Annotated in this window: 16 protein-coding genes; 12 read left to right on the plus strand and 4 right to left on the minus strand. The window is 71.1% G+C overall.

What is annotated here, in order from left to right; all coding sequences use genetic code 11:
* Window positions 1-47 precede the first annotated feature (47 nt).
* The 5 genes from ABT061_RS19150 (at window position 48) to mshC (ending at window position 4,224) form a co-directional block, all read left to right on the plus strand.
* The gene (locus ABT061_RS19150) at window positions 48-749 is read left to right on the plus strand and encodes a histidine phosphatase family protein (RefSeq protein WP_350919135.1); all 702 of its coding nucleotides are present in this window, start codon (window positions 48-50) and stop codon (window positions 747-749) included.
* A 9-nt stretch (window positions 750-758) separates the two neighbouring features.
* A complete protein-coding gene (locus ABT061_RS19155) occupies window positions 759-1,331 on the plus strand; it encodes a DUF3090 domain-containing protein (protein WP_350919137.1) in 573 nt (190 codons plus the stop codon).
* A complete protein-coding gene (locus tag ABT061_RS19160) occupies window positions 1,328-2,089 on the plus strand; it encodes an SCO1664 family protein (protein ID WP_350919139.1) in 762 nt (253 codons plus the stop codon). Before ABT061_RS19155 ends, ABT061_RS19160 begins: the two co-directional genes overlap by 4 nt.
* Window positions 2,090-2,181: 92 nt before the next feature.
* Window positions 2,182-2,910, plus strand: a complete 729-nt coding sequence (locus tag ABT061_RS19165; RefSeq protein ID WP_350919142.1) for an NRDE family protein — start codon at window positions 2,182-2,184, stop codon at window positions 2,908-2,910.
* A 90-nt stretch (window positions 2,911-3,000) separates the two neighbouring features.
* Window positions 3,001-4,224, plus strand: a complete 1,224-nt coding sequence (gene mshC, locus ABT061_RS19170; protein WP_350919145.1) for a cysteine--1-D-myo-inosityl 2-amino-2-deoxy-alpha-D-glucopyranoside ligase — start codon at window positions 3,001-3,003, stop codon at window positions 4,222-4,224.
* Window positions 4,225-4,425: 201 nt separating this feature from the next.
* On the opposite strand, the gene ABT061_RS19175 is transcribed toward mshC, so the two are convergent.
* Together ABT061_RS19175 and def are read right to left on the minus strand one after the other, a co-directional pair.
* Window positions 4,426-4,629: a cold-shock protein gene (locus tag ABT061_RS19175; RefSeq protein WP_030904638.1), complete on the minus strand. Its 204-nt coding sequence runs from the start codon at window positions 4,627-4,629 to the stop codon at window positions 4,426-4,428.
* A gap of 213 nt (window positions 4,630-4,842) precedes the next feature.
* Entirely contained in the window at window positions 4,843-5,319 is a 477-nt protein-coding gene (def, locus tag ABT061_RS19180; protein WP_343961111.1) for a peptide deformylase, read from the minus strand.
* A 407-nt stretch (window positions 5,320-5,726) separates the two neighbouring features.
* Here def and ABT061_RS19185 point away from each other — a divergent pair, with 407 nt between their 5' ends.
* The 7 genes from ABT061_RS19185 (at window position 5,727) to ABT061_RS19215 (ending at window position 15,681) form a co-directional block, all read left to right on the plus strand.
* The gene (locus ABT061_RS19185) at window positions 5,727-7,046 is read left to right on the plus strand and encodes an MFS transporter (RefSeq protein ID WP_350919149.1); all 1,320 of its coding nucleotides are present in this window, start codon (window positions 5,727-5,729) and stop codon (window positions 7,044-7,046) included.
* Between the two features lie 165 nt (window positions 7,047-7,211).
* On the plus strand, window positions 7,212-9,293 hold the full coding sequence (locus tag ABT061_RS19190) for a molybdopterin oxidoreductase family protein (protein ID WP_350919152.1): 2,082 nt from the start codon (window positions 7,212-7,214) through the stop codon (window positions 9,291-9,293).
* Window positions 9,290-10,696 (plus strand): FAD-dependent oxidoreductase, encoded by a 1,407-nt coding sequence (locus tag ABT061_RS19195; protein WP_350919155.1) that lies wholly within the window; start codon window positions 9,290-9,292, stop codon window positions 10,694-10,696. Before ABT061_RS19190 ends, ABT061_RS19195 begins: the two co-directional genes overlap by 4 nt.
* Before the next feature lie 119 nt (window positions 10,697-10,815).
* Window positions 10,816-13,263 carry a nitrite reductase large subunit NirB gene (gene nirB, locus ABT061_RS19200; RefSeq protein WP_350919158.1) on the plus strand — a complete coding sequence of 816 codons (2,448 nt, stop codon included), beginning with the start codon at window positions 10,816-10,818 and terminating at the stop codon, window positions 13,261-13,263.
* Between the two features lie 93 nt (window positions 13,264-13,356).
* Entirely contained in the window at window positions 13,357-13,710 is a 354-nt protein-coding gene (nirD, locus tag ABT061_RS19205) for a nitrite reductase small subunit NirD (protein ID WP_350919161.1), read from the plus strand.
* Between the two features lie 55 nt (window positions 13,711-13,765).
* The gene (locus tag ABT061_RS19210; protein WP_350919164.1) at window positions 13,766-14,935 is read left to right on the plus strand and encodes a uroporphyrinogen-III synthase; all 1,170 of its coding nucleotides are present in this window, start codon (window positions 13,766-13,768) and stop codon (window positions 14,933-14,935) included.
* On the plus strand, window positions 14,932-15,681 hold the full coding sequence (locus ABT061_RS19215; protein WP_350919167.1) for a sirohydrochlorin chelatase: 750 nt from the start codon (window positions 14,932-14,934) through the stop codon (window positions 15,679-15,681). The genes ABT061_RS19210 and ABT061_RS19215 overlap by 4 nt, the downstream gene beginning before the upstream one ends.
* Window positions 15,682-15,696: 15 nt before the next feature.
* Here the strand turns inward: ABT061_RS19215 and ABT061_RS19220 are convergent, their stop codons facing one another.
* Both ABT061_RS19220 and ABT061_RS19225 read right to left on the minus strand, forming a co-directional pair.
* Window positions 15,697-16,551 carry a PAC2 family protein gene (locus tag ABT061_RS19220; RefSeq protein WP_350919170.1) on the minus strand — a complete coding sequence of 285 codons (855 nt, stop codon included), beginning with the start codon at window positions 16,549-16,551 and terminating at the stop codon, window positions 15,697-15,699.
* A 65-nt stretch (window positions 16,552-16,616) separates the two neighbouring features.
* A complete protein-coding gene (locus ABT061_RS19225) occupies window positions 16,617-17,075 on the minus strand; it encodes a universal stress protein (RefSeq protein ID WP_350919173.1) in 459 nt (152 codons plus the stop codon).
* Between the last annotated feature and the right edge of the window lie 51 nt (window positions 17,076-17,126).

Genomic DNA, 17,126 nt, shown 5'->3' on the forward strand with positions numbered 1-17,126 from the left:
CTCGGCCACTTAAAAGTAGTGGAGTGAGGGCTGCAAGACTTGCCCGCGTGACGACCTTGTTGCTGGCCAGACACGGCCTTACCCACCTCACCGGTCCGGTCCTCGCGGGATGGACCCCGGACGTTCACCTCAGCGACGCGGGACAGGCCCAGGCGAAGGCCCTCGCCGCCCGGCTGACCTCGCTGGAGCTCGACGCGATCGTCTCCAGCCCGCTGGAACGCTGTCAGGAGACCGCGCAGGCGGTCGCCGAGGGGCGACAGGGGGCGGAGGTGCTGACCGATGAGCGCTTCGGCGAGTGCCGTTACGGTGACTGGACGGGCCGCCCGATCGCCGAACTCGTCAAGGACCCCCTCTGGCCGGTGGTGCAGGCCCATCCGAGCGCGGTGACGTTCCCCGGGGGAGAATCTCTGCCGGCCGTCCAGTACCGCGCCGTGGCGGCGGTCAGGGAATGGAACGAGCGTCTCGGCCCGAAGGCGGTCTACCTCGTCTGTAGCCACGGAGACGTGATCAAGGCCATCGTGGCCGACGCCATGGGGCTGCATCTGGACCAGTTCCAACGGATAACCGCTGATCCGGCCTCGCTCACCGTCATTCGCTACACCCCCTTGCGCCCCTTCGTGCTCAGGCTCAACGACACGGGTGGGGATATGGCTGGATTGCGCCTCGCGGAGGGTTCGGAAGGCGAGGACGGGGGAGAAAATCCCACCGGGAGTGATGCCGCAGTCGGCGGCGGATCCGGGACCACGTAAGGTCGGGCTATGCCGGTCTTCGACTACGATCCACCCGAGAGATTCGTGGCCGGTGCCGTGGGGCAACCGGGTTCACGAACCTTCTTCCTGCAGGCGCGGGGACAGGGCAGGCTGACCACCGTGGCGCTGGAGAAGTTCCAGGTGGCCGCGCTGGCCGACCGCCTCGACCAACTGCTCGACGAGGTGTTGCGGCGCGGCGAGGCCGGTGTCCCGGTGCCCGCCGTCGCTCCGGCCGCGCTGGCCGACAACGCCCCTCTCGACGTGCCGATCAGTGAGGACTTCCGCGTCGGCACCATGGCCCTGGCCTGGGACCCCGAGGCCGACCAGGTGGTCATCGAGGCCCAGGAGGCCGGGGTCGAGGAGGAGTTCGAGCCGTCCTCGTCCGCCGATCTCACGGTGCTGCGCGTGCACATCAGCCCAAGCGCCGCCAGGGCCTTCACCAAGCGGGCCATGGCACTCGTCGCCGCCGGGCGTCCGCCCTGCCCGCTCTGCGCCCAGCCTCTCGATGCCGAAGGGCATATTTGTGTGCGGCTCAACGGTTACCGGGGTAGTAGCGCTTCATCTGGTGGAGGAGGCGAATGAGCGCTGAGAGCGAGCCGACGCTGAGCACGGCGCCGGCCGCGGGGCTGGACGACGAGACCGCGATGCGTCTGCTCCGTGACGGACGGCTGGATGTGGCGGGTCGCCTGGTCGAGGCGACCAACATGACGCTTTACTGCTCGGTCCGGCTCGGCGGGCTCGCGGCGGCCTGTGTGTACAAGCCGGTACGGGGGGAGCGCCCGCTCTGGGACTTCCCCGACGGGACCCTGGCCGCCCGCGAGGTCGCCGCCTACGAGGTCTCCGCGGCGATCGGCTGGCGGATCGTGCCACCCACCGTCTACCGGGACGGCCCGTTCGGCCCGGGAATGTGCCAGCTCTGGATCGACACCGACCCCGAGATCGACCTGATGGTGCTGATCCGCAGTCGCCAGCCCTCGCTGCGGCGGATGGCCGTCTTCGACGCCGTCGTCAACAACGCCGACCGCAAGGGTGGCCACCTGCTGCCGCTCGCCGACGGCCATGTCTACGGGGTCGATCACGGGGTCTCCTTCTCCGCCGAGGACAAGCTCCGCACCGTGCTCTGGCAGTGGCGCGGCAAGCCCCTGTCCCGCGAGGCCATGAACGTCCTGACCCGCCTCGAACGCGACCTGGAGCAGGGGCGGCTCGGCCGCCGCCTCCGAGAACTCCTCACCCTCCCCGAGGTCGAGGCGACCTGGTCGCGGGTCCGCAGGCTTCTCGACGCCGGCCTGCACCCCCTCCCCTCCAAGGAGTGGCCGGCGATCCCGTGGCCGCCGATCTGAGCCCCCGGCTGGCAGGTGCCGTGACCTCGGACTCCTTGCCGGTGAAGGACCCCGCTCCGCGCCCGCTCGCGGCGGAGGCGTAGCCTCCGGGCATGTGCACGGTTGTCGTCAGCATCGATCCGAGCGCCGAGATCCCCCTGATCGTGGTCGGGGTGCGTGATGAGTTCACCGGCCGTCCCTGGGTTCCGCCGGCGGGACACTGGCACAAGGACCGGCCCGGCCTGATCGGCGGTCGAGACCTTCAGGGCGGCGGTACCTGGCTGGCCGTCGACCCCCGGGCCAGGAGGGTCGGGGCCCTTCTCAACGGGCACGGCGTGCTCGCCCCGGAGGAGACGCGCCGCTCACGCGGTGACCTCCCGCTCCTGGCGGCCGCCGGAGGCCGGCCGGTGGAGAGCGACCTTGACCGCTATGACCCCTTCCACCTGCTGCGCGCCGATCCCACCGGGGCCTGCCTGTGGCACTGGGATGGGGCCGTGCTGGAGCGAGACGTCCTTCCTCCGGGAACCCACATGATCGTCAACAGCGGCTGGGAACGCGGTGAGGAGAACGAGCGCGTCGCGTTCTTCCGCCCCCTGTTCGCAAAGGCCGGCCGTCCCACGAAACTCGACGGCCCCTGGGAGGAGTGGCGGGAACTCGCCACCGGGGCGGGGATTCCCCCTGAGGACCTCCGGTCCATGATCATTCATCATGAGCTGCCCGACGGGCGGATCTTCGGCTCTCTCTCCGTCACCCTGCTCGCCCTGGCGCCGGGCGGCGTCCGCTACGACTTCACCGCCGCCCCCCGTGATCCGGGCGCCTTCCGTGAAGTCCGCACGGAATGATCTGGGCACCTCGCGGAGTTGAGACGAATGCCTCTGTATCCGCCACCCCGAGCTGATCGGGGTGGTCTGTCTGCTCGATAGGCTCACTTTATGAGATCGTGGTCTGCGCCGAAGGTTCCTCGGCTTCCCGGTGCCGGTGTCCCGCTGCGGCTTTTCGACACCGCTGTGCGAGATGTCGTCCCGACAAAGCCGGGTCCCACGGCACGGATGTACGTCTGCGGCATCACGCCCTACGACGCCACCCATCTGGGCCACGCCAACACCTACCTCGCCTTCGACCTGGTCAACCGGGCCTGGCGAGATGCCGGGCACGAGGTGCACTTCACCCAGAACGCCACGGATGTTGACGACCCCCTGCTGGAACGCGCGGAGCAGACCGGCATCGACTGGCGTGACCTCGCCGAGCGCGAGATCGAGCTGTTCCGGTCGGACATGGAGGCGCTGCGCATCCTCCCGCCGCGCGACTACATCGCCGTGACCGAGGTGATCGACCAGGTCGCGGCCCTGATCGAGTTGTTGCGTGACAAGGGCGCCACCTACGACCTGGAGGGTGACGTCTACTTCGACGTGGCCGCGGCCCCCAAGTTCGGTGCCGTCTCCGGTTACCCGGAGGAGCAGATGCTCGCCCTGTTCGGCGAGCGCGGAGGGGACCCGGACCGCCCGGGCAAGAAGCACCCGCTCGACTGGCTGCTCTGGCGTGCGGAGCGCCCGGGGGAGCCGTCCTGGCCCTCGCCGTTCGGTCAGGGAAGGCCCGGCTGGCACATCGAGTGCACCGCGATCGCTCTGGCGAACCTGTCCAGTGGTTTCGACGTCGCCGGTGGGGGCTCCGACCTGATCTTCCCGCACCACGAGTGCGGCGCCCACGAGGGCCACGTGGCGTGTGGCGAGTGGCCTTTCGCCAAGGCCTACGTGCACGCGGGCATGGTCGCCCTGGACGGCGAGAAGATGTCCAAGTCGAAGGGCAACCTGGTCTTCGTCTCCCACCTGCGCGGGGAGACCGATCCGATGGCCATCCGGCTGGCCCTGCTGGCGCATCACTACCGCTCCGACTGGGAGTGGACCTCCGACCAGCTTGCCTTGGCGGAGGTGCGGCTGGCGCGCTGGCGCTCGGCGGCGGGCCTGCAGACCGGTCCCGACGCCGGTGTCGTGCTCGACAGGGTCCGTGCCCGGATGGCCGACGACCTGGATGCCCCCGGCGCCCTCGCGGTCATCGACGACTGGGCCGAGCGTGCCCTGTCGGAGGGCGGCAGCGACCCGGGCGCGCCGCTCCTTGTCGGGCGGATCGCGGACGTGCTGCTCGGAGTCGCGCTCTGAAGGCGGGGTGTCCGGCCCTCTCTGGCGCTGCCCGGGGCTCTCGGCCGCGTTGAGAGCCGCCCTGCCCGCTCTGAGGCCAGTGCTCTTCGGGTGACCGCCTGGAGAGCACTCCCCGGCGGTGGAGCAGGGGCCGGAAAATGACTGAGCCCGCACCGCTTGCGCGGTGCGGGCTCAGCCCGAAGCCTTTGAGGTCAAACCAGGTCAGATGAGCTCGACCTTGTCGGCCTGCGGGCCCTTCTGGCCCTGCGTGGTGACGAAGCTGACACGCTGGTTCTCCTCCAGGCTGCGGTAGCCGCTGGAGTTGATAGCCGAGTAGTGCACGAAGACATCGGCGGTGCCGTCATCCGGTGCGATGAATCCGAAGCCCTTTTCGGCGTTGAACCACTTAACGGTGCCCTCAGACAAAACTACTTCTCCTCATTGGGAGCCTCACCGAACCACCAGGTCGGCGGCACGGGGCTGCGTTGCGGACCCTACCATGCACCCGCGGAAACCATCCGGAGAAACTGTAACGTCCGCTGTCGGCGGACTTCTCATAAGCACTTGAGATGATAAGGCTAAGCTGAGAACTACGACTGCAACTGCAACACTCTATCGGACAGTTGTGAGGCGTGCAAGTCAAGAGATCGAGGCGAGGAAGCGTTCCCGCTCCTCCTCGGGGAGGCGGTCGATGAAGAGGGTGCCGTCGAGGTGATCGGCCTCGTGCTGGAGAACGCGGGCCAGCATGCCCAGGGCCCGGACGGTGACGGGTTTGCCGAACATGTCACGACCGCGGGCCGTGACCATGTAGGAGCGTTCCAGTGGCCACCAGTGGCCGGGGGCGGACAGGCACGCCTCGTCGGCCACGATCCTTCGCTCGGACAGTTCCAGGCGCGGGTTGACCAGGTGGCCGGACTTGCCGTCCAACTCGTAGACGACGACCCTGAGCGGGACGCCGATCTGCGGGGCGGCGAGTCCCGCGCGGCCCGTGCCGGCACGCATCGTGGCCTGGAGCGACTTCACCAGGACGCGCAACGCGCGGTCGAAGGTGGTCACAGGCTCGGCCACCGTGCGCAGCACGGGATCGTCGAACAGTCGGATCGGCTGGACGGCCACGCGCACTCCCCGAGGCGGATGAATCGGCACCGGTGACGGTTCCCGTTGTCGCACCGGCTCAACCATTGCCGTTACTTGTGAGTGTGCTTCGGTGGGCGCGCTCCGACCGGCCCACGCCTTACCGCATCTCCGGGCGGCGTGACCGTGAGCGCGATCACACTCCAGGAGCCGGCCGCGCCGCTGCCCTGGGGGCCCGGGATCGTGACAGAGCGTGTTCGTGACCGAACGGTCGCCGGCTTCCCGCACCTTCCGGGTTTCCGGAGTGTTGCGAGTGTGCGGCGTGTGCATTGCGTATTTCCAGGGTTAGTTACGTGTAACCGGTGCACCATCACAGACAGTGAATGTGCGTAACGCCGCCCTCCTAGTTTCGGGGATCGAAGCCCCCCGAAACCACAGGAGGACAGACGATGAGGCCCTGGATCAGCGACTGGCGGCCCGACGATCCGGATTTCTGGCAGGAGCACGGCCGGAAGGTGGCCAGGCGGAACCTGGTCTTCTCCATCTTCGCCGAGCACCTCGGGTTCACGCTGTGGACCGTCTGGAGCATCGTGGCCGTGCAACTCGGCTCCTACGACTTCTCCACCGACCAGCTCTTCTGGATCGTCGCCCTGCCCAACCTGGTCGGCTCGGCGCTGCGCATCCCGTACACCTTCGCCCCGGCCAGGTTCGGCGGCCGGAACTTCACGGTGGTCAGCGCTCTGCTCCTGCTCGTGCCCGCGGTGCTGCTGGCCGTCGCGGTCGGCGACCCCGGCACCCCCTACTGGGTGTTCCTCGCCATCGCGGCCACGGCGGGGCTGGGCGGCGGCAACTTCGCCTCCAGCATGGCCAACATCACCCACTTCTATCCCCGGGACAGGCAGGGGGCCGCGCTCGGGCTCAACGCGGCCGGCGGCAACATCGGGGTCAGTTCCGTCCAACTTCTCATGCCGTTGGTGATCGGGGCGTTCGGGCTGGCCGCCGCGGGGCTGTTCTGGATTCCCTTCATCCTGGCCGCCGCGGTGGGCGCCTACTTCTTCATGGACAACCTGACCTCGGCCAAGGCCAGTCCCGCGGACCAGTTGAAGGTCGTCGGCCGGGTCCAGACCTGGATCATGTCAGTCCTGTACATCGGTACGTTCGGCTCCTTCATCGGCTACTCCACCGCGTTCCCGCTGCTCATCAAGAGCCAGTTTCCCGAGCAGGCCTCGCTGGTCTGGCTGGCCTTCCTCGGCCCGCTGCTCGGCTCCCTGGTCCGCCCGATGGGCGGCTGGCTGTCGGACCGGCTCGGCGGGGCGCGGGTGACGTTCGTCAACTTCGCCGCGATGGCGGGCGCGGCGGTGCTGGTCTGGCAGGGGCTGTCCCAGCGCGGCTTCGCGCTGTTCTTCTGTGCCTACATGCTCCTGGTCGCCACCACCGGTATCGGCAACGGCTCCACCTACCGGATGATTCCGGCGATCTTCCGGGCCAAGGCGGTCGCGGGCGTCACCCCGGGCACGGCCGCTCACGACGCCGCCGTGGCCGTCGGGAAGCGGGACGCCTCCGCGGCCATCGGAATCATCTCCGTGATCGGTGCCTTCGGCGGGTTCTTCATCAACCGCGGATTCGGCAGCTCCATCGCCGCGACCGGCGGGGCGGGGGCCGCACTGGCCTCCTTCGCCTCCTTCTACCTGGTGTGCGCGGTCATCACCTGGGCCTGTTACCTGCGTGCCGCAGGCAGTGCGCCGAGCCTGGCGGCGGCCCGGGTGTGAGCGCCGGCCAGGCCCGGCACCCGCCGTGCTCACATCCGGCACCGGCCGGGCCGACGGATAACTCACATCCACCTCATTGCGAATGTGAACACGGTTAGTGGCTTGTAGCACATCGGTAACAGGGGAGACCTCACGGTGAAACCGCCTGAAAGCACCATCGGACCCATGCCGGTCTCACTTCCCCCCCAGACACCTGTGAAGGGTGGGACGGCGACGCACTGCCCCTACTGCGCTCTGCAGTGCGGCATGAACGTCGCGGTGGACGAGACCGTCACGATCACTCCGCGTCACGACGTCCCGGCCAATGCGGGAGGACTGTGCCAGAAGGGCTGGACCGCCGGTGAGCTTCTCACCGGCGAGCGGCTGACCACCCCGCTGTTGCACGGCGAGGAGGTCGGCTGGGACGAGGCGCTCGGCTTTGTCGCCGACCGGATACGTGCCGTCCAGGCCGAACACGGCCCCGACGGCGTGGCCGTGTTCGGCGGCGGCGGCCTCACCAACGAGAAGGCGTACCTGCTCGGCAAGTTCGCCCGGGTGGTGTTGCGGACCAGCCAGATCGACTACAACGGCCGGTTCTGCATGTCCTCGGCCGCCGCGGCCACCAACCGAGCCTTCGGGATGGACCGTGGTCTGCCCTTCCCGATCACCGACCTCGCCCGCGCCGACGCGGTCCTGATCGCGGGCGGAAACGTGGCCGAGACCATGCCGCCGTTCGTCCGTCACCTCACCGCGATGCGCGCGGCGGGCGGCCGGCTGATCGTCATCGACCCGCGGGTCACCGCGACCGCCCGGCAGGCCGACCTGCACCTGCAGCCGACCCCCGGCACCGACCTGGCTCTGGCCCTGGGCCTGCTGCACATCGTGGTCGCCGAAGGTGATGTCGACGAGGCATACGTGGCCGCCAGGACGAGCGGGTTCGACGCGGTCCGCACCTCGGTCGCGGCCTGGTGGCCCGAGCGAGTGGAACGGATCACCGGTGTGCCGGTCGCCCGGATGCGCGCCGCGGTCGCGATCCTCGCGGGCGCGAGCCGGGCGGCGATCCTCACCGGGCGCGGCGCCGAGCAGCACGCCAAGGGCACCGACACCGTCAGCGCGTTCGTCAACCTCGCGCTCGCCCTCGGGCTGCCGGGGCGCGAGGGGTCGGGTTACGGCTGTGTCACCGGGCAGGGCAACGGGCAGGGAGGCCGCGAGCACGGGCAGAAGGCCGACCAGCTCCCCGGCTACCGCAGGATCGATGATCCGGCGGCCCGCGCCCACGTCGCCGCCGTGTGGGGCGTCGACCCCGATGACCTGCCGGGACCCGGCCGCTCCGCCTACGAACTGCTGGACGCGCTCGGCACCGGCGGCGGCCCCCGGGCGCTGCTGCTGTTCGGCTCCAACCCGCTGGTCTCCGCGCCGCGTGCCGGGCACGTCGCCGAGCGGCTCGGCTCACTGGACCTGCTCGTGGTCTCGGACCTGGTCCTGTCGGAGACCGCCGCGATGGCCGACGTCGTGCTGCCCACCACCCAGTGGGCCGAGGAGAGCGGCACCATGACGAATCTGGAAGGCCGGGTGCTGCTCCGCCGCCAGGCGGCCGCCCCGCCGTCAGGGGTGCGGAGCGACCTTGAGATTCTCCGGGGGCTCGCCACGAGACTGCGCGGGACAGCCGGAGCCGAGGGTTTCCCCGCCGATCCGCGCGAGGTCTTCGATGAGCTCCGCCGGGCCTCGGCAGGTGGGATCGCCGACTACGCCGGCATCACCTATGAGCGGATCGCCGCCGAGACCGGGGTGTTCTGGCCCTGCCCGGCCGAGGATCACCCGGGTACTCCCCGGCCTTTCCTGGACGGCTTCGCCACGCCCGACGGGCGCGCCCGGTTCGTGCCGGTCGAGCACCGTCCGCCCGAGGAGGACGTCGACCCGGAGTATCCGCTCCATCTCACGACGGGACGGGTGCTCGCGCACTACCAGAGCGGTGCGCAGACCCGGCGGATCGCCACACTGAACATGGCGGCACCCGAGGCGTTCGTGGAACTCCACCCCGACCTCGCCGAGCACCTGGACGTGGCCCCGGGGGAGATGCTGCGGGTGGTCAGCCGGCGCGGCGCGACCGAGGCGCCGGCCAGGGTCAATCCGGCGATCCGGCAGGACACCGTGTTCATGCCGTTCCACTGGCCGGGCGTCAACCTGCTCACCAACCCCGCGCTGGACCCGGTGTCGAGGATGCCGGAGTTCAAAGTCTGCGCGGTCAGAGTGGAGCGTGCCGGATGACCCGGATCGTGGTCGTGGGCAACGGGATGGCGGGCGCCCGTCTGGTGAGCGAGATCCGTGCCCGTGACCGGCACGTCGGGCTGACCGTGTTCGGGGCCGAGGAGTCGCAGCCCTACAACCGCGTGCTGCTGTCGAACGTCGTGGCCGGGACGATGCCGCCCGACCAGGTGCGATTACTCGACCCGGCCTGGTACGCCGATCATTCGGTGACGGCGCTGCCCGGGGTCGAGGTGACCGCCGTGGACCGGGAGAACCGGGCCGTGCTCACCGCCACGGGCAGGCGCGAGCCGTACGACGTCCTCGTGCTGGCGACAGGCAGCGAGGCGGTCGTGCCGCCGGTACCGGGTGCGGCGGGCAGGGCCGTCACGTTCCGCACGATGGACGACTGCCGGAGGATCCTGCGGGCCGCCGGCGCGGCGCGGCACGCCGTGGTGATCGGAGGTGGTCTGCTCGGAGTCGAGGCGGCGCGTGGCCTGGCCGGGCGCGGCCTGCCGGTGACGCTGCTGCATCTGGCCGGGCACCTGATGGACCGTCAGCTGGACGCCGAGGCCGGGCTGGTGCTCGGCCAGACCCTGGGCACGCTGGGGGTGAGGACCAGGACCGGCGTCGTGGTCGAGGAGATCCTCGACGACGGTGTGCGGCTCGCGGGAGACGAGACGGTCGAGGCCGATCTGGTGGTGCTCGCCTGCGGGGTCCGCCCGGTGACCGGGCTGGCTCGCGAGGCCGGGCTGGAGGTGGCGCGCGGGATCGTCGTCGACGACGAGATGCGCACCGACGACCCGTCGATCTTCGCGATCGGCGAGTGCGCCGAGCACCGGGGCAGGGTCTACGGGCTGGTCGCGCCCGCCTGGGAGCAGGCCGCGGTGGTCGCCGACATCGTCACGGGAGCCGACAAGGCCGCCCGATACCGGGGATCGCGGCTGGTGACCCGGTTGAAGGCCAGGAGCGTGGAACTGGCCGCGATGGGCGAGACGCACCTGACCGAGGACGACGCAGAGGTCGTGCGGTTCAGCCACCGGGCGGCGGGCACCTACCGCAAGCTCGTCATCCGCGACGGCCGCCTGGTCGGCGTGATCCTCCTCGGTGAGACGTCGGCGGTGGGCAACCTCACCCAGTTGTTCGACCGGGGCGGGCCGCTGCCGGGAGACCGGGCCGGTCTGCTCTTCCCCGGTCTGCAGGGCAACGCGGTAGCCGAGAGCCCGGTCAGGATGCCGGACGCGGCGAAGGTCTGCCAGTGCAACGACGTGACCAAGGGGCAGATCAGGGCCTGCTGGGAGTCGGGCGCCAGGGACGTCGCGGCCGTGGCCGCCGCCACCCGCGCCACCACCGGCTGCGGCGGCTGCCGCGACGCGGTCGAGGGCATCGTCGGCTGGCTCTGCGAGCAGGAAGGAGTCTCGGCGTGACCGGCGCTGGAGGCGGGGGAACGGCCGGGCGCCGGACGGACACGGAGCCGCCCCGCCCGGTGAGCGGGACGATCCATCGGGGACGGGCAGACGAAGCGGACGGAAGGGCGAGCGCGATCATGTCACGACTTGTCGTGGTGGGAAACGGACCGACATCGCACCGGCTGGTCGAGGCCCTGGTCGCCAAGGGGTTCACGGGCCGGATCACGGTGCTGGGGGAGGAGCCCAGACCGGCCTACGACCGGGTGGCGCTGACCTCCTACCTGGCGGGCAGAAGCGTTGAGGATCTCACCTACCCGGTGCCGGAGGGGGTCGTGCCGCGCCTGTCGTCCAGGGTCGTCGACATCGACAGGCGGACGAAGGAGGTCATCACCGCGGACGGCCATCGCGAGCCGTACGACGTGCTGGTGCTGGCCACCGGGTCCAGCCCGTTCGTGCCGCCGGTGCCGGGCAGGGAACTGGACGGCTGCTTCACCTACCGCACGATCGACGATCTCGACGCGATCAGGGAGGCCGCCTCGGCCGCCACGAGCGGCGTCGTGGTCGGCGGCGGGCTGCTGGGGCTGGAGGCCGCCGACGCCCTGCGTGGCCTGGGCCTGTCGACGCACGTGGTGGAGATGGGCGGCTGGCTCATGCCCCGCCAGGTCGACGAGGGCGGCGGCGCGGTGCTGCGCGGTCACGTGGAGGGGCTCGGCCTGAGGGTGCACACCGAGGCGGGTGTGCAGGAGATCGTCGCGGGCCCGGACGGGCGGGTGGCGGGCCTGGTCAAGCCGGACGGGGAGACCGTCGAGGCGCAGATCGTGGTCTTCTCCGCCGGGGTCAGGCCCCGTGACGAGCTGGCCAGGCAGGCCGGCCTGGAGGTTGGCGGGCGCGGTGGGATCGTCGTGGACGATCGGATGCGCACCGCCGACCCGGCGATCTACGCGATCGGCGAGTGCGCGTCGCACGAGGGCGTGGTCTACGGGCTGGTCGGCCCCTGCTTCACGATGGCCGAGGTCGCCGCCGACCGCATCCTCGGCGGCGGGGCGGTCTTCACCCGTGCGGATCTCTCCACCAAGCTCAAACTGCTCGGTGTGGAGGTCGCCCAGTTCGGCGCCATGGACGGCGCGCTGGACGTGACCTTCATGGATCCGGTGGGCGGGGTCTACCAGAAGCTGTTCGTCAGCGACGACGCGCGCACCCTGCTCGGCGGGATCTGCGTCGGCGACGCCACCCCGTACAACACCCTGAAGCCCTTCGTCGGCCGCGATCTGCCGGGATCGCCGAGCGAGCTGCTGTTCAGCGGTGGCCCGGCGAGCGTGGAGCTTCCCGACGACGCGCAGGTCTGCTCCTGCAACAACGTCACCAAGGGCCAGGTGCGCGCCGCCGTCGCCGAGCACGGCCTCACCGACGTCGCCGGGATCAAGGGCTGCACCCGCGCGGGCACCACCTGCGGCAGCTGCGTCCCGATGCTCAACCAGATTCTCGTCAAATCGGGCGTCGAACTCTCCAAGGCTCTGTGCGAGCACTTCGCGTACAGCAGGGCGGAGCTGTTCGACATCGTCCGGGTGCGCGCCATCACGACGTTCTCCCAGCTGATCGCCGAGCACGGCACCGGGCGCGGTTGTGACGTGTGCAAGCCGGTGGTCGCCTCGATCCTCGCCTCGCTCGGCGGCGGCCACATCCTCGACGGAGAGCAGGCCGCCCTGCAGGACACCAACGATCACTTCCTGGCCAACATCCAGCGCAACGGCACCTACTCGGTGGTGCCGCGCGTCCCCGGTGGGGAGATCACCCCGGACGGGCTCATCGTGATCGGCGAGGTGGCCCGCGACTTCGGCCTGTACACCAAGATCACTGGCGGGCAGCGGATCGACCTGCTCGGGGCCCGCGTGGAGCAACTTCCGCTGATCTGGAAGCGCCTGGTGGACGCGGGCTTCGAGTCCGGGCACGCGTACGGCAAGGCGCTGCGCACCGTGAAGTCCTGCGTGGGCTCGGCCTGGTGCCGGTACGGCGTGCAGGACGCCGTCGGCCTGGCCATCGCGCTGGAGCTGCGCTACCGGGGGCTGCGCTCGCCGCACAAGCTGAAGTCGGCGGTCTCCGGCTGCGCCCGCGAGTGCGCCGAGGCCAGGGGCAAGGACTTCGGCGTCATCGCCACCGAGCGAGGCTGGAACCTCTACGTGGGCGGCAACGGCGGCTTCAGCCCGCGCCACGCCGACCTGTTCGCCTCCGATCTGGGCACCGAGGAACTGGTCCGCGTCATCGACCGGTTCCTGATGTTCTACATCCGTACCGCCGACCGCCTGCAGCGCACCTCCGCCTGGCTGGAGGCACAGGGGCCGGCCTACGTCAGGGAGGTCGTCCTGGAGGACTCCCTCGGGATCTGCGCCGACCTGGAGGCGCAGATGGAGCGGCATGTGGCCGGCTACGCCGACGAGTGGCGCGCCACGATCGAGGACCCGGAGAGGCTACGGCGGTTCGTCTCCTTCATCAACGCCCCCGGCACACCGGACCCCTCGATCGCCTTCGAACCCCAGCGTGACCAGGTGAGACCGGTCCTCATCCCACTGGAGGTGGTCCGTTCCTGACCAGCCGCCCCCATGTCCCACATCCCCCGCCGGCGCGCTGGGAGGCCCGCTCCGGCCCGCCACCGCCGACATCCCGAGGAGAGGCACTCACCGATGACCGCCCTGAGCGAAGAGCTGGAGCAGGCCGGCTGGACGCCGGTCTGCTCCTACCCGGACCTGCTGCCCGAGCGTGGCGTGTGCGCGCTCGTCGGCGGTCGTCAGATCGCGCTGTTCCGTGCCTTCGACGGCACCCTGTTCGCGATCGGCAACCGTGACCCGTTCAGCGGTGCCCACGTCCTGTCCCGCGGGATCATGGGCACCAGGGCCGGCGAGCCGGTGGTGGTCTCCCCCATGCACAAGCAGGCTTTCTCCCTTGCGACGGGGGTGTGCCTGGACGATCCCGCGACGGCCGTGCCGACCTACCCGGTCCGCCTCACCGGCGAAACGGTGGAGGTGGGCACGGGGTGAGCCCGCAGGCGGCCGGATACCTGAAGAAGATCAAGCGAGGAGTGGTGAACGACAGATGAGCATCGCCGTTCTGGACAGCCCCGTCGACTCTCCCGAGACCGCGCCCGACGCGCTGGCCGGGTTCACGATCGGGGTCACCGCCACCCGGCGGCGTGAGGAGTTCTGCGCGCTGCTGGAACGCAGGGGCGCCAGGGTGGTGCGCGCCCCCGCGATCCGCCTGGTACCCCTGGCCGAGGACGCCGACCTGCTGGCCGCGACGCGGGCCGGCCTGTCCGCCCCGATCGACGACGTGGTGGTCACCACCGGCGTCGGCTTCCGGGGATGGATGGCCGCCGCCGAGGGCTGGGGGCTGGCGGGCGACCTCGCCGAGCACCTGACCTCCGCACGGCTGCTGACCCGCGGGCCCAAGGCCCGCGGCGCGGTCAGGGCCGCCGGGCTGAACGACCACTGGACCCCGTCCACGGAGTCGTGCGAGGAGGTCAAACAGCACCTCCTGGCCCAGGACCTGCGCGGCCGCCGCATCGCCGTGCAGCTGCACGGGGAGCCGCTGACCGGCTTCGTGGCCGCACTGCGCGAAGCCGGCGCGGAGGTCATCGAGGTGCCGGTCTACCGGTGGCTGCCCTACCGGGACGTGTCGCCGCTGCGCCGCCTGGTCAGCCAGGCGATCTCCGGCGGGGTGGACGCGGTGGCCTTCACCAGTGCCCCGGCCGTGCTGGCCATGCTCAACTCGGCCCGCGCGGACGGCCTGGAGGACGCACTGGTCGCGGCCTTCGCGGGGCCGGTCGTCGCCGCCTGCGTGGGCCCGGTCACCGCCGGGCCCCTGGAGGCACGCGGGGTGCCCACCGTGCAGCCCGAGCGCTCCCGCCTGGGCACGCTGGCCCGTACCCTCGCCAGGCACCTGCCCGAGCACAGCGTCACCCGCCTGGTCGCGGGCGGCCACCGGCTGGAGATCCGCGGTCACGCCGTCGCGGTGGACGGCGAGCTGAAGCCGCTGCCGCCGGCGCCGATGGCGGTGCTCAAGCGCCTGGCCGACAAACCCGGGCACGTGGTGGCCCGCTCCGACCTGCGGACGGTGCTCCCCGGCGGCCCGTCGCGGGACTCGGCCGAGCACGCGGTCGAGATGGCCATCACCCGCCTGCGCCGGGCGCTCGGCCCCTCGGGAATCGTCGAGACGGTCGTCAAACGCGGTTACCGCCTGGCCTGCGACCGGGGCGAAGGCCTGTGACGACGCTGGTCCTCGCCGGGCACGGGACGCGCAGCGCGAGGGGGGAGGAGACCCTGGCCGGTCTGCGTGACCTGGTACGCGAGGGCCGCCGGGGAACGCGCGTCGAGCAGGCGTTCCTGGAGATCAGCTCACCCCCGCTGGCCGACGTGCTCGCCCGCGTGCCCGGCCCTGTCGTGGTGGTCCCGCTGCTGCTGGCGGGCGGCTACCACGTCCACATCGACCTGCCCGCGGTGGTGGCCGCGGCCAGGCCGGACGCCACGGTGACGGCCCCGCTGGGGCCGCATCCGCTGCTCGCGGCCGTGCTCGCCAGACGACTGGCCGCCGCGGGGCTGAGGGCGGCGGACTCGGTGATCCTGGGAGCCGCGGGGTCGTCCGACCCCGCGGCGCTGGCCGACGTGCGGGCGGCGGCCCGGCTGCTTTCGGTCCGGCTCTCCCGCCCCGTCACCGCGGCCTTCGCCGCCACGGGCACCCCCTCGATCGCCGAGGCCCTGGAGCGGCTGCGCTCAGGACCCGCGCCGCGGATCGCGCTCGCCTCCTACCTCCTGGCCCCGGGCTTCTTCCAGGACCGTCTGGAGGCGTCCGGCGCCGACCTGGTCGCCGCCCCCCTGGGGGTGGACGCCGACCTGGCCGCGCTGGTGTGGGCCCGGTTCGACCAGGCGTGCCCGGCACCGGTGACCTTGGACTCGGGCCGGAGGCGCCTGGCCTCCGCGCGCCCGGTCCTGGCGGAGAGGAACGGCCGGTGGTGACCGCCGGCCGCGGGCTCAGCCGTCGGAGTCGCGGTCGCGCCGGCGCAGGTAGCGCTCGAACTCGGCGGCGATGGCGTCACCACTGGCCTCGGGCAGCTCGGCGGCGTCCTTGCGCTCCTCCAGCTCCTTGACGTACTCGGCGACCTCGCTGTCCTGAGAGGCCAGCTCGTCGACGCCGTGCTCCCAGGCCCGGGACTCCTCGGCCAGCTCGCCCAGCGGCATCGGGATGTCGAGCAGGTCCTCCATCCGGCTGAGCAGTGCCATGGTGGCCTTCGGGTTGGGGGGCTGGGCCACGTAGTGCGGCACCGAGGCCCACAGCGACACGGCGTGCAGCCCGGCCGCGCCCAGGGACTGCTGGAGCACGCCGACGATGCCGGTCGGTCCCTCGTAGCGGCTCAGCTCCAGGTTGATCGCCCTGGCCAGCCCCTCGTCGGTCGCCGATCCCACGATCGGCACCGGACGGGTGTGCGGCGAGTCGTTGAGCAGCGCGCCGAGCAGAACCGCCAGCTCGACCCCCAGCTCCCGGCAGATCAGGACGATCTCCTCGCAGAAAGCGCGCCAGCGCATGTTGGGCTCGATGCCGCGGAGCAGCACCACGTCGCGGTCGACGCCCGGCGGCCTGGCCACCGACAGCTTCGTGGTCGGCCAGGTGATGGAGCGCGTCAGCCCCTCGCCCATCTCGACGATCGGGCGGGTCACCTGGAAGTCGTAGTACTCCTCGGGGTCCAGGGAGATCAGCGGGGTCGCCTTCCACTCGCCCTCGAGGTGCGCGATCACTCCGCTCGAGGCCTCGCCCGCGTCGTTCCACCCCTCGAACGCGGCGATCATCACCGGGTCGACGAGCTCGGGCAGACCTTCGATCTCGATCACGCGCCCCCTCCTTCGCACCGCACCGTCCTATCCGGCTAAGCCTATGCCGTGAGGGGGCCTTCACGTCACCTTCCGGATGTGGTGTGGACGATCAGGACGTCGCAGCCCGCGCGCTGGGACACGCCGGACGGCACCGAGCCGAGCAGACGCCCCGCCAGGCTGTTGAGCCCCCGGTTGCCGACGACCACGAGATCGGCCCCGCGCCTGCCGGCGAGCGACACCAGCACGTCCACCGCGTCACCCTCCTCAGCGGCCAGTTCGATCGTCCGGGCGCCCGCGGCGACCGCGTGCTCCCGGGCGGCGCGCAGGGCGTCGTCCGCCGGGGTGGAGCCGGTCACCTTGTAGGAGAGGTCGCCGAGGACGTCGGCGGCGGCGTTGCGGTCGCGCTCGCGCATGGGGGAGTAGGCGCAGGCCAGGATCAGGTCGGCGCCGGTGGCGGCGGCGAGGGAGGCGGCCGAGGAGACCGCGCCGAAGGAGGAGGTGGAGCCGTCGGTGCCGACAAGGACGGTGCGGTAGGTCGCCATCGGTGCCTCACAGGGGTGGCCGTGTTAATTGGACAGGAAGTTCAATTGCTG

The organism is Streptosporangium sp. NPDC002544 (assembly GCF_040295965.1).
In the GTDB taxonomy this organism is placed as follows: Bacteria; Actinomycetota; Actinomycetes; order Streptosporangiales; family Streptosporangiaceae; genus Streptosporangium.

What these genes read in the sequence shown, in the direction of transcription:
- ABT061_RS19160 (WP_350919139.1), top strand. Translation starts at nt 1,328, where the DNA reads ATGAGCGCTGAGAGCGAGCCGACGCTGAGCACGGCGCCGGCCGCGGGG.
- nirB (WP_350919158.1), top strand. Translation starts at nt 10,816, where the DNA reads ATGTCACGACTTGTCGTGGTGGGAAACGGACCGACATCGCACCGGCTG.
- ABT061_RS19225 (WP_350919173.1), bottom strand. Translation starts at nt 17,075, where the DNA reads ATGGCGACCTACCGCACCGTCCTTGTCGGCACCGACGGCTCCACCTCC.
- mshC (WP_350919145.1), top strand. Translation starts at nt 3,001, where the DNA reads ATGAGATCGTGGTCTGCGCCGAAGGTTCCTCGGCTTCCCGGTGCCGGT.
- ABT061_RS19195 (WP_350919155.1), top strand. Translation starts at nt 9,290, where the DNA reads ATGACCCGGATCGTGGTCGTGGGCAACGGGATGGCGGGCGCCCGTCTG.
- ABT061_RS19185 (WP_350919149.1), top strand. Translation starts at nt 5,727, where the DNA reads ATGAGGCCCTGGATCAGCGACTGGCGGCCCGACGATCCGGATTTCTGG.
- ABT061_RS19165 (WP_350919142.1), top strand. Translation starts at nt 2,182, where the DNA reads ATGTGCACGGTTGTCGTCAGCATCGATCCGAGCGCCGAGATCCCCCTG.
- ABT061_RS19190 (WP_350919152.1), top strand. Translation starts at nt 7,212, where the DNA reads ATGCCGGTCTCACTTCCCCCCCAGACACCTGTGAAGGGTGGGACGGCG.
- ABT061_RS19210 (WP_350919164.1), top strand. Translation starts at nt 13,766, where the DNA reads ATGAGCATCGCCGTTCTGGACAGCCCCGTCGACTCTCCCGAGACCGCG.
- nirD (WP_350919161.1), top strand. Translation starts at nt 13,357, where the DNA reads ATGACCGCCCTGAGCGAAGAGCTGGAGCAGGCCGGCTGGACGCCGGTC.
- ABT061_RS19155 (WP_350919137.1), top strand. Translation starts at nt 759, where the DNA reads ATGCCGGTCTTCGACTACGATCCACCCGAGAGATTCGTGGCCGGTGCC.